We start from the raw sequence: 12,319 nt of genomic DNA on the forward strand, positions 1-12,319 counted from the left end.
GACCGGCCCGGTTGCCAAATGCCGGATGTCATCTCGAACGCCCGGCCCACAGCAAGCAGGGCCACTTTTCAGGGGGCTTTTTGGAGGGTCCGAGATTCTTGCTCGACCGAGATCACAGGATCCAGCCAAGAATATCACAATCAGGGTTCCTCGCCAAGGGCGCAAAGTTTTTTTAAAGCAGGGATTTTCACCACGGAGGGGCGAATGTTCTAGGGGCGAAGTACTAAGCTGTAGGGCGACCGGCCCGGACAAGTGAAAAGCAAGGCCCTCCATTTGCTTTTCCTTCGTGAGCATCGTGTCCTTCGTGGTGCGATTTGCTGCCACAACGGCAAGATACTCGCTTCTACCTTCACCCCATCTCCCTCCATCGGGGGGTGAAAATTCCGGGCTAGACTTTATTTGGATTGGGACTCGGCTTTTTTTATGGCTTTTTCTTCGCTCTTGTCTGTGCGGGCGCGGAAGGGTTTTGAAGTGTAAACGGGTTTAATGGAAAAAACGGCCATGATCGGACGGTGGTCGGAGGCTGATGTGTATTTGAGATAGTCGGGGTCACCGGGATGTTCCCGGTAAACAAAGGATTGATCGGCCAGAAAATGTTTAAAGAGGTTCTGATTCACCATCAGAAAGTCGAGCTGGGAGTATTCCCGGCGGCTGTCGAAATTATGGGTCCAACGGTCCCCGAGCCAGTCGTAGAGCCACAGATCATAAAGTTTATTTTCCGAACGCCTCTCGCCGATGATTGTTTTGAGGGGTTCGCTCCCATAACTGTCATTAAAGTCCCCGCCGATAATGATGTATCCGTCAGGATTCGTCGTGAGGAAATCGACAATATAACCACGCAGGGCGAGGGCTTCCCGCCTGCGGAGGATCGAGGGGAATGTACTACTGTCCGAGCCCCGCTTTGACTTGAGGTGTACCCCCATGACCTTGAGCTTGATTTCCTTTGAGATTTGGATAGTGCAGTCGATGAATCCCCTTTGGACGCCCTCTTGTCTGCCGCTGATCTCGAAAACATCATTGGTGCGCGGGGTGCTGCTCAGGACCGGGTAACGGCTGAGGATCACCTGCGAAATCCGGGGGCTGGCTCCCGTGACGCGTTCGCTATAAGCATATTCGAGCCCGTTTTCCTTGAGCTGGTTTTTAAAATCTTCAAAATATTTATCATCACCCATTTCCTGAACGATGAGGATGTCGGGATTCATGCTCTTGAGGATCGAGACGACCGCTTTTTTTTCCGAGGGTGGTTTTTCTGCGTCTTTTACGTATTTCCCATCGATTTCACGGTCGGTGGAGGTCCAGTTCCTGATATTATAACTCGCCACACTAAAAGTGCTGGCGGCATTAGTTTGCGTGTCTTGTCCGTGGAGCGGACAGGCAAACAAGAAAAACAGGATAATGGGGATGCTGCTGATGAACCGCATGTAACGGACAAATTTCTGCAAAGATGACAGAAACGCAAGGAAGAAAAGTAGAAGCAAGAATCTTGCCGCTTTTCAGGGGGCTTTTTGGCTTTTTGGCTTTTTGGAGGGTCCGAGATTCTCGCTCGATCGAGATCACAGGATTCAGCCAAGAATATCACGAAAGGGATTTCTCGCCAAGGGCGCAAATTGCTCCGCCCGTGGCTCGGGGCATCCTGCCCGAGATTTGTTCGTGAAACTCAGTCCACGGCTTGCGCGAGAATCATGGGCAGGATGCCCATGCCACGGGCCAGAGTTTCACGGTGACATCCGACATTTGGCAACCGGGGCTCGGTCGCCCTATAGAAAAAGCCCGCCCGCCCAGCGTGTAGGGCGAGCGGCCCTGCTTGCCACGGGCCAGAGTTTCACGGTGACATCCGACATTCGGCAACCGGGCTCGGTCGCCCCACAGAAAAAGCCTGAAAGCGGCGAGATGCTCATTTCTACCTTCATTTCTGGCTCGCCAAGCGACAAGGATCATGAGCAAAATGGGTATTCTATGAGTAAACCGGACAGTCGGGGAAATAAAATCCAGAGGAGTCTCTTTGTGAAGAGTTTCCTCCCGGTCTTTGCTTTGCTTTTGAGTTTTGCACTCTTTTTCCTCCAGCAGCACGAGTGGATGCCTTTGGTGAATCTGGAAAAACAAACAATTAGCGAGAGATTCAAGTGGCGTGGGCCTTTGCCCAAAGATGATCGGATTATTATTTTAGCGATTGATGATGTTTCTAAAGAACTGGATGCAGGCAAACTCCGTGAGGATGAAATACAAATAGCCCCGTTGCAATTAATGCTTAAAGGATGGCCTTTCCCGCGTGAAACATATTCTTATGTGATTGATCGTCTCATCCAGTCAGGAGCAAAGGTGGTGGCATTTGATATGCTTTTTCCTTCTGAAAGTATTCATGGAAAAAAAGATGATGAAAAGCTCGCTCAAGCCCTGGAGGAAAATTATTCACAAGTCGTCGTTGGCGCAAATATTCAAAATGCTAAGACTCCCGGGGTGAGTGAAACGGGTAACTTGAATGGTATTTCCCTGCCGGTCGACAGCTTGATGTTGGAGCATTCTTCTGAATACGTTGGATTTGTGAATTATTTTCCAGGGATTGACGGGGTCATCCGGTATGCGGTCCAGGAAGTTTCAAAGGAAGTGCTTGCGGGTGCGTCACAGACTACGGATATTCAGGAATGGCAACAAAAGTATTTCTCTTGGGACGCGCAAGTGGCAAAAAAAGTCGATCCTTCCATACGATTGAGACCTTATTTGAATCCGGGAATGATTAATTACCAAGGCCCTGCCGGTAGTTACCGGGAGTACTCCCTCTATGAGATGTTCCTTCCGTCGTTTTGGGAGAGTAACTTTAAAAATGGTGCATTTTTTAAGGGGAAAATCGTTTTGATCGGTCCCACCGGAAACTGGACGCAGGACTATCATGAGACCCCCTATGGACAGATGGCCGGGGTAGAGATCCATGCGAATGCCATAGCGACTATTTTAAGGGATAATTATTTGAACGAACTGTTTAAATGGTGGACGAATGCACTCATTATCCTTTTTTCCATTCTAGCCGTGGTCATGACGGTGCAATTTGCGCGGAATATCTGGCTCAGTGCAGTGGGATTTCTGGTTATCTTGATTTGTTTCTGTGTCATCGGGCAAATTGCTTTCGAGAAATACCTTTTGATTATCCCGATGGCGTGGGCATTGGTCGGGATTATTATGATGGAGGGGGTGGGGTTGGTTTACCGGATCACGATTGAAAAGATGGAGCAGAGCAGGATCCGATCTACCTTTGACCGGTTTGTCTCGAAAAATGTCGCCAGTTATATCCTGAAAAACCGGGAGGAATATGAGCAGGCCCTCGGAGGGGTGCGTAAACCCGTGACGGTTCTTTTCTCCGATATCCGGGGATTTACCACGATGACCGAGTCTGCCGATGCCGGTGCCCTCGTGGAACAGCTGAATGAATACTTTAGCGAAATGGTGCCGTGTGTCTTCCGTCATGGTGGCACACTCCATAAATTTATCGGGGACGCTGTGATGGCAGTCTGGGGGGATACCCATTCCCTCGGGCTAAAGGAAGACGCGCTGGCCGCACTGCGTTCCATCTGCGAAATGACCGAGCTTTTGCGCAAGCTCAATGTCAAATGGAAAGCTGTCGGCAAGGAAGAGCTCAAAATCGGGGTGGGTCTGAACCATGGTGATGTGATCGTCGGATATATTGGCTCGCCTGAAAGGATGGAGTTTACCGTGATCGGCGATGCGATCAATCTGGGCTCGCGTCTCGAAGGGGCGACAAAGGAGTTTAAAACCGATAAATTAATCGGCGAATCCGTCGCGCAATTTGTCCGTGAGGAATTCTGGCTCCAGTCCGCGGGCGTCGTAAAAGTCAAGGGCAAGACCAAACCGGTCGGTGTTTTTATCCCGATTTGTGAAAAAGGCAAAGAACCACCCGATTTTAGACAGTCTTGGCTAGAGAAATATGAAAAGGCTTATGCCCTCTATATGGATAAACAATTTGTTCAGGCAAAAATCACATTTGAATCCTGTCTCGAAGAGGTACCTGATTCAGCCCTTTCAATGACCTACCTGGATGTGTGTGAGGTACTTATCAATGATCCACCCGATGATACTTGGAATGGAACCATCGAAATGAAGACGAAATAGAGAAAATTTAACTTGCCTTAAATAGATTTACATCGTAAATACATTGTAAAGAGTCAAGATGTTTTATTATGGAAATTTTAGACAGGTTGAATATGCTAATTCGTAAATCAAAATCGAGTATTCAGAGTTTGGACACCGTAGCGAGGCCGACCCATTTCGCCAGGTGTAGGGCGAGCGTCCTGCTTGCCGCGGGTGGAGCAAATTACACCACGAAGGAAAATCAAATGGAGGGCCTTGCTTCTGCTTGTCCGGGCCAGAGTTTCACGGTGACATCCGACATTCGGCGACCGGGCCGGTCGCCCTACAGGAAAAGCCCGCCCGCCCAGTGTGTAGGGCGAGCGGCCCTGCTTGCCACGGGCCAGAGTTTCACGGTGACATCCGACATTCGGCGACCGGGCCGGTCGCCCTCAAAAAAGCCAGAAAGCGGCAAGATACCGCTTCTACCTTCATCCCATCTCCGACATGCCGCATTTACCCTTGTCGAGTTACTGGCCGTCATTTCTATCATTGGTATTTTATTGGTGGTAGGAGTGATGGGGATGAGGGGATTAGGTGGAGCGGCAAAGGTAACAGGGGCAGCAGATCAGGTGAAGGTTTTTATCGATGGTGCTCGGCAATATGCAAAAACCTATAATACGGTAGTGGTTGTCGGAATTGTTTCGCCTAATGTCACTGGTGGAGCAACAAACGATATGCTGAAGGTCATGGCGGCTTTTTATCCTCAACTCGGTGTAAATGGGGAGACGACAAATTGGGTAGCCATCGGGAACACTTACTCTCTTCCAGATGGAGTTTACTTCGATGTGACGAACCGCTCTTCAATCGTAACAACCGCGACAGCGACGAATTTCTTTGATGTCGCTACAAATGCCGTTTTTGCCCCGAGTAATTCGATCGCTTATAGTGGAGGAGGGAGGCGGATGGATACCGGGATCGCTTTTTCCCCGGATGGTGCACTGACAAATGCCGGAAGCTTTGATGGTTATGAAAATAAGATTTTTATTCCCCTGATTCCGGGCAAACGAGTGGTGGGAGGAACCCTTCAAGTGGCGGACTCACAAACGAATCTAGCTGCTGTGATCGAAATCAGCGGGCAAACGGGACAAACCATCATTAAAAGGGTGCAATGATTATGAGAATTCAGAATCATCAAGCCAGCAAATCGTGTAGGGCGAGCGGCCCGCTTGCCACGGGTGGAGCAAATTGCACCACGAAGGACACGATGATCACGAAGGAAAAGCAAATGGAGGGCCTTGCTTCTGCTTGTCCGGGTCTGGCGTTCACGGTGACATCCGACATTCGGCGACCGGGCCGGTCGCCCTACAGCTTCGCACCGAGCACCTCGCACCTAGAAGATTCTCCCTTTCGTGTTGCAAATTGCAGTTCTAGCGAGAACCCCGATTGTGATATTCCTGCCGGATCCAGTGATCTCGGTCGAGAGGAATCTCGACCCTCCAAAAAGCCAGAAAGCGGCAAGATACCGCTTCTCCCTTCATCCCATCTCCTATCTCCCATCTCCAATATCCTATCTCCTACACCTCACTCCTATCTCCGACATGCCGGTTTTTCCATGATCGAGGTTTCGGTGGCGATTGCCGTGATGGCCTTTGGGATTGTGGCTATTCTGGGGCTTTTTTCCTTGAGTATGGGGGGGGCTAAAGATAGTGCTACGGATTCTGTAACCGCATTGAAGGCCATGGACATTCTCGCGAATGCCAAGACACAGACTTTCACGAATAATTCTGGTATTATTAGAGGAGTCTTTTTGGACCTCTCACAGCCGACGAATTTCTGGGCTATTTATTACGACAGTTCCGGGGTTATGGTTTCTAACCAGACAAATCAGGTGAATGCATCTACGGCGCTAGCTGCGCGAGGGGCTTATGCCGCGCAAATTGTTACCCATGCCTTTGGGGTTGATAATGGGGGGGGCACGATCGAATGGAATCCGGCTTTGAGCAACAACCCTATTATTTATTCGCTGCCCATATCGACCAATATAGCTCTCCTCCAAATCAAAGTAATCTATCCGGCTATATCCACCAACCAACAAACCACAAATTTTTTCCAGACGGTCATTGTAAACCGGGGGCAATAAAAAGTATGAGAATCCAGAATTATCCATTCAGCAAATTGCGTAGGGCAAGAGGCCTGCTTGCCGTGGGTGGAGCAAATTGCACCACGAAGATCACGAAGATCACGAAGGAAAAGCAAATGGAGGGCCTTGCTTCTGCTTGTCCGGGCCAGAGTTTCACGATGACATCCGACATTCGGCGACCGGGCCGGTCGCCCTACAAAAAGCCAGAAAGCGGCAAGATGCCACTTCTCCCTCCCTCCTATCTCCGACATGCCGCTTTTAGTCTTTTGGAAATTGTTGTTTCTACGGCGATTGTCGCGGTTCTTTCGCTGATCATGCTCCAGATATTGAGTAAAATGCTCGATGCCAGCAAAATCGAGATGGCACGGATGGATGCCTATGCTAACGGGCGGAATGTGCTTGAGCTGATGTCCCGCGATATCAGCAGGACTCTGGTGGAGCAATCTACCAATGGAGACGGCTCTGTCGGGAACTGGACGGGCATTCCTGCGGGAACGGAGATGAATTGGCGGAGTATCTATGTCCGTTTTAATACGAATATTATTTATCACATGGACACAAATTCTTCTCCGATCATTATCTACTCGGGCGCGGTTCCGATCACGAGGGGGAGTGCCGACTCCGGGCTACGGGCGATCGGATATGGACTATCTAACGGGATGTTGATTCGTTATCAGAAGGTTTTGATAGATTCTGCAGATAATACACCTACTTTGGCGGGCGTATGGGCTTCAGGTGGCGTCACAAATGACCAATTTATTATTACCGATTATCAAGCGGCCGTGGCTAATCAGGAAGTGATTGCAGAAAATATTTACTGGATGAAAATTGAAGGGCCAGGCACTGATCAGCCTGTTTACACCTTGCCGAACCGAGTGAGGATTACCATGCGTGCTGCTTCTCGGGATATCATAGAGAAAATAAAGAGGAATCCTGCGCTGACAAATACTTTGCTTTACCTCAGTGAGAGCACCATCACGAATAGCAGCGATTTAACCAGTGCCGGAATCCGGGAAATCTCGATGACCATCCCGATGAATTAATGAGGAAAAACTATGAAATTTCAAAATCATCCAGTCAGTAAATCGTTTACGGCAAGCGGCCCGCTTGCTCCCTCTCCTGGTGGGACATGCTTCCGCATGTCCGGGGCTAAACGGATAAATTCTCCTGCCCAGTCCCGTGATCTCGGTCGAGAGAGAATCTCGGGACCCTCCAAAAAGCCAGAAAGCGGCACGATGCCACTTCTGCCTTCATCCCATCTCCTATCTCCTACACCTCCCTCCCTTCGTGGTCTTCGTGTGCTTCGTGGTAAAAACCTCTGCTCGGAATCCGGTATGGCCTTGGTCATAGTCCTATCGATGCTGGCACTGGTCACGGTCGTAGCGGTTAGTTTTACGATGTTTTCCATGATGGAGAGCCGGAATGCCCGGAATTTCTTAAAATCGGCACAAGGCGGTTTTGTAATGGACTTGGCCTTGGGTGATGCAATGCATAAAATCGTCGCGGGGAGTCCACAGATAGGGACAAATTATTATTGGGTGAGTGCTCCTGGCCGCCTCTGGCGTGTGGGCGGGATTAATTCTGCCGGTGCGACGAATAAGCTTTTCCCGACAAATCAATTTTTTGCCCCCTCGTACTCGGGCGACTTTGCTGCTTTGTCTAATGAGAGTGGTTATATTAATCTTTACTCAGAAACAACAAATCTCTTTACCAGTACAAATCAAATCGGGTTCCATCCCACAAATACCTTTGTGAATATGAATGGGGCGCAACGGGGGTATAAAATCGCTCCTGACGGGAATCCGAGTGGACTCACGAATAATGCCCCGGTTCCTTTGACTGTCCAGTGGGTGCAAATTGCCCGGGATATGACTCAGCCCATCAATTCAAATAACCCCGTCGTGGGGCGTTACGCCTACTGGGTGGATGCCGAAAATGCCCGGCTCAATATCAATGATTTCGGCATTACAAACCGCGTAGGCTGGAGGGGTTTGTCCCCCCAGGAGTTTGCTGTGGATGGAGTACTTTCGGGAATAACAGGTGCAGATTTAGACAGTTACCGTCTTCCCCTCCCTGTCGTGATCGGCTCGCCAAATTTACCCCTGACCACCTATACGAATACGTCTTTTTTCCGCCGGGTCGATGACCTCCGTATGGCGGGTATTACTGATGCGAATATCAAAAATAATGCCTTTTACCTGACCGCCGTCGGGCGTGATATCGAGGTGGATAATGGCGGACGGCTCCCGATCAACCTGGATGCTTATAATGGAACATATAATCCGATTGATTCCGATCAGAATGCAAGGTTGCCTTCAAGTATGGGTGGGGCTTCTGTGTATAGGAATCATCCCATGGCCGTATGGTCAAATTCAGTTTATTCCCCTAGGTTATCAGGAAAAACCTGGGATCCGTCAGTTAGTGGGGGAACTTCGCCAACGACAAATGACGTGCATTTCGGACCTGATTCATACGGTACTTTCGATGAATATACTAATGCTGTGGCAATCTATCAAAATGCTCCTTCGACGTATATTAATGTGGTTTATAATCCGGATCCTTCGACATTAGATCCTGATCCAATGATGTTTTTCGGAGGTACAATTGAAGGTGATCAGATTACGATTGTTCCAGGAACCTCAGGTTCTCAAGGGATTGGTTATTTAGCTCCAAACTATTATCTTTTTGCGGAAAGTACAGTCATCACCCCCTCCCTTGCACCGCAAAGTCCTGATTGGTTGCTTTCACGATTGATGGGGAGCCGTAAAGGATCGGGTTGGGAACCTGCTAAACCATTCAGCACAGGTTTTGAAAACCGCCGGACGACAGACAAAATATGGGATAAGTCCAGGGATTATGACGTAGTGGCCATGCAGCGTTTGACCCAGACACGCGATTTTGCAGCAGAACCTAACTGGTTCGTCAAACCCACGGCGACTAGCAATAATCAGGAGCCAGCCAATAATGCCACACTTTCCACAGGGGCTGATAACGGAAAATATACGTGGAACGAAATGTCCCAAATACTGGCTAATATCAATACTTGGCGTCAGACAAATGTGGCGATGACAGCCAAAGGGGATGTGGATGTTACTGTGGTTCCTCCTGATAATTGGGCGAATATAGGTGGTTATAATTGGCCTGTGACAGACACGGTGAATAGTCCGATTAATCCTTCGGGGGGACTCATTGCTAATAATGTTACCAATATTAGCAGGGGAAGTACGGCGAACAACCAGCCTGTTGTTTTAAATCAAAATCTCGGAAACCGCCCTCTGCCTTACATTAACGAAGTGGGATTAACCATTGTATCATCGGGTGGAAAATTGATGAATTTTAATGTGAATGTGGAAATGTGGAATCCAGCCTATGTACCGACTTCTGAACCCTGGGATCTCGGGATTCTGATTTTACTCCCGGAAGCACCCTATGCAGTAGGAGCTGAGCAAGGTACTATTACATTTGGGATAAGAGCACCTGATGAGACATATTACTCAAATGCCGCCCTCTCAGGTAATGGGAGCATGATGTACGGAGATCATAATAACCCTGAACGTTATCGCACCCTCACCTATAGGGAAATGGATGGGAGCGGTGGAACACTCCCTGTAGCACCTCAAGCAGCTCAAGCCGGTTATGGTCCAGCGTCTATGAGGGGTTCCATTTGGAGGGCTCCCGGGGCTTTAGATGGTAGTTTTATGGTCAAAGGTGGCGCAGGAGGCGTTGATGGACTTTATAAAAATGCCAATACAGGGGTTGTGGATTGCCCGACTAATTCTCTTGGTGGAGGAACTATCGAGTGTTCAAACTTTGACCGTACATTAGGGCATAAAACAAAATATTTAGGCCGTTGGCATGCCCCGATTACTACTGGTGGGGGTCCGGGGCGATTTGTGGTGCTAAAGAATGCGCACTTGGTGGATTGGCGTGTTCCGCAGCGTTTAGATATCGCTCTTTTACCAAATAAAGTAAGATACGGTAATTATGGCCTGGTTCCCGGGGGATTAAGTGACTATACTTTGGGAGTAAATAGTTTTGGCGGTCTGAGCTTTGTTCAGGCTGATGATGGATTTATCGATGTAAATCCAGATGATGCTGAGGACGGGAGGAAAATTAATACCGCTGTCGCCGTCGCTGTCATGAAAATGCCTTCTCATAATAATAATCAAAAGGTTTTGACTATTTTTGATGAGTTTCCCACTTTGGCGGCTGGTTCACGGGCTAATAGTATCAGTGGCCAAAAAATGGCTCCGTTTTATCAAATTGTTCCACAACCCCGGATTAATCCCCGGGACGAACCAGATACGGACGTGGGCGGGGATGTGGGAATGCCCCAGACAAAATATCTTCCTTTTTTAAATGTTCCTATTCAGGCTAATGGCACCACGATTGTGAGTCGTGAAGTGGATGATCCCCAGGTCGGATCGCGGGCTGCCCAGATCGATGTAAGGAGGACTGCTGCCAATGAAACAAATAATATCGTGAATGCCTCCGATGCCAATGACTGGTTAATGCTTTCGGCCAGTAGTGCACACTCCATGGGAACGGTGTCACAAGTGGTCAGGGATAATTATAATGGGGGAGATGGAGGTGGTGTAGACTGGGCTGGTGGTTATCCAAATGATTCAGAAAATGCCACGGGGCCTCTCCTCAGCGGAAATTCATCAAGATATCAGACGGTTTATTCAACGGGAACAGAATGGCCCGGTGAAGTGGGTGCGACCAATAAGGCACTGACATTAAATACATCAGCAAATAAATGGTCTACTACCGGAACAAATTGGACAGCGATGGGAGGCTCCAAACCCCGTTTCTCAGGGTGGGGGGATGGCGACGGGGATCTGACCAGTCAATTAATCAAAATGAATGATTATGAGCACCCGGCAGAGCTGGGGTATGTCCATACCGGGCGCCCGTGGAGGACACTCCGGTTCGGACGTAGTTATTACGGGACTGATGCTTCCCAGAATATCCGTACGACGAGTATGGCATGGCCACAAAATACCATCGACACGACAAACTCTGTCCCTGACTGGTATCTTTTTGATCAATTCCTCGGAATGTCCGTGACAGCGGATAATGCTCCCCAGGAATGGAAGGATTTAATTAAAGAAACCGGATTTCACGGTTCATCCCTCGGTATGGTGACTAATCCCCGCCGTGGCACGATGGCGCTGAATCCAGCGATTTATACCGCCCAATATACAAATGGTGTCCCAGCGGCTCTGTCCCGCCTGAAACCATTGATTTCGATGTTCACTAATATCGTGGCTACCGCTGATCTGATGAATGTCGTGCAAGCCGTTTACATGCCGACAAATTCCATTGCGGGTTCCTACGAGGGTTATGTCCCCGGCCCTACGGGTGACCGGTTCGGGATTCCAGGTGTTTTAGATAGTCCAGGGGAGCTGTCCGAGGTATTTGGACGGATGACCGCAGGAACGGTCAATGCCAGTGCACCCTATACCACTATGGTCACCGATGTCTGGGGTGGGAACAAACCAACACTTCCACAAACAGGGGCTAACACTGTATTCGCCGATGGCTGGACGAAGGTCAATAACTCTGGCACGACCATTGAAGCCGGAGCTTCCGCCTTCCCGAAAGAACTCCTCCGGGCTGTCGGTGCCCAGATGAGCCCGCGTACAAGATTTTTCCACATTTATGTCTGTGCCCAATCTTTTGGAGGTCCTTGGGTGAATGGCCAGCTGGGACCAAATACCAAAGTTACCGGGGAATTCTGGAAAGAGGTCCTTGTGGAACGTTATAATCGTTACAATGAAAATGCTTATAAACCGGAATACCGGATCGTCTGGGAAAAGGCACTTTGATAGGGGGAGGACAAAGTTAAAAGTCGAAAGATGGGAGATGGGAGAATGTTCTAGATGCGAAGTGCTAGATGCTCAGCGTGTAGGGCGACCGGCCCCGGTTGCCGAATGTCGGATGTGACCGTGAAACTCCGGCCCGTGGCAAGCAGGGCCGCTTGCCCTACACGCTGGTTGGGCGGGGTTTTGCGGTAAGGCCAGCGGCCCCCGGTCGCCGAACGCCTGATGTGACCGTGAAACTCTGGCCCGTGGCAAGCAGGGCCGCTTGCCCTAC

At 49.5% G+C, this 12,319-nt stretch carries 7 protein-coding genes; 5 read left to right on the plus strand and 2 right to left on the minus strand.

The features are described 5' to 3' along the window. Positions 1 to 395: 395 nt before the first annotated feature. Positions 396 to 1,421 carry an endonuclease/exonuclease/phosphatase family protein gene (locus SGI98_03935; GenBank protein ID MDZ4742551.1) on the minus strand — a complete coding sequence of 342 codons (1,026 nt, stop codon included), beginning with the start codon at positions 1,419 to 1,421 and terminating at the stop codon, positions 396 to 398. A 406-nt stretch (positions 1,422 to 1,827) separates the two neighbouring features. Here SGI98_03935 and SGI98_03940 point away from each other — a divergent pair, with 406 nt between their 5' ends. From SGI98_03940 to SGI98_03960, 5 genes are all read left to right on the plus strand, one after another. Continuing rightward, a complete protein-coding gene (locus SGI98_03940) occupies positions 1,828 to 4,122 on the plus strand; it encodes an adenylate/guanylate cyclase domain-containing protein (GenBank protein ID MDZ4742552.1) in 2,295 nt (764 codons plus the stop codon). Between the two features lie 92 nt (positions 4,123 to 4,214). Then, positions 4,215 to 5,252 carry a prepilin-type N-terminal cleavage/methylation domain-containing protein gene (locus SGI98_03945; GenBank protein ID MDZ4742553.1) on the plus strand — a complete coding sequence of 346 codons (1,038 nt, stop codon included), beginning with the start codon at positions 4,215 to 4,217 and terminating at the stop codon, positions 5,250 to 5,252. Further along, positions 5,249 to 6,220, plus strand: coding sequence for a prepilin-type N-terminal cleavage/methylation domain-containing protein (locus SGI98_03950; GenBank protein MDZ4742554.1), 972 nt, complete (start codon positions 5,249 to 5,251; stop codon positions 6,218 to 6,220). Before SGI98_03945 ends, SGI98_03950 begins: the two co-directional genes overlap by 4 nt. Positions 6,221 to 6,225: 5 nt before the next feature. Continuing rightward, complete coding sequence (locus SGI98_03955) at positions 6,226 to 7,263, plus strand: type II secretion system protein (GenBank protein ID MDZ4742555.1); 1,038 nt, start codon at positions 6,226 to 6,228, stop codon at positions 7,261 to 7,263. A 12-nt stretch (positions 7,264 to 7,275) separates the two neighbouring features. Continuing rightward, complete coding sequence (locus SGI98_03960) at positions 7,276 to 12,051, plus strand: hypothetical protein (GenBank protein ID MDZ4742556.1); 4,776 nt, start codon at positions 7,276 to 7,278, stop codon at positions 12,049 to 12,051. A 50-nt stretch (positions 12,052 to 12,101) separates the two neighbouring features. Here SGI98_03960 and SGI98_03965 read toward each other — a convergent pair. Then, the coding region (locus tag SGI98_03965; GenBank protein MDZ4742557.1) for a hypothetical protein at positions 12,102 to 12,319 on the minus strand (218 nt) is incomplete at its 5' end.

The organism is Verrucomicrobiota bacterium (assembly GCA_034440155.1).
Taxonomy (GTDB): Bacteria; Verrucomicrobiota; Verrucomicrobiia; order JAWXBN01; family JAWXBN01; genus JAWXBN01.

What these genes read in the sequence shown, in the direction of transcription:
- SGI98_03945 (MDZ4742553.1), top strand. Translation starts at nt 4,215, where the DNA reads ATGCTAATTCGTAAATCAAAATCGAGTATTCAGAGTTTGGACACCGTA.
- SGI98_03955 (MDZ4742555.1), top strand. Translation starts at nt 6,226, where the DNA reads ATGAGAATCCAGAATTATCCATTCAGCAAATTGCGTAGGGCAAGAGGC.
- SGI98_03935 (MDZ4742551.1), bottom strand. Translation starts at nt 1,421, where the DNA reads ATGCGGTTCATCAGCAGCATCCCCATTATCCTGTTTTTCTTGTTTGCC.
- SGI98_03950 (MDZ4742554.1), top strand. Translation starts at nt 5,249, where the DNA reads ATGATTATGAGAATTCAGAATCATCAAGCCAGCAAATCGTGTAGGGCG.
- SGI98_03960 (MDZ4742556.1), top strand. Translation starts at nt 7,276, where the DNA reads ATGAAATTTCAAAATCATCCAGTCAGTAAATCGTTTACGGCAAGCGGC.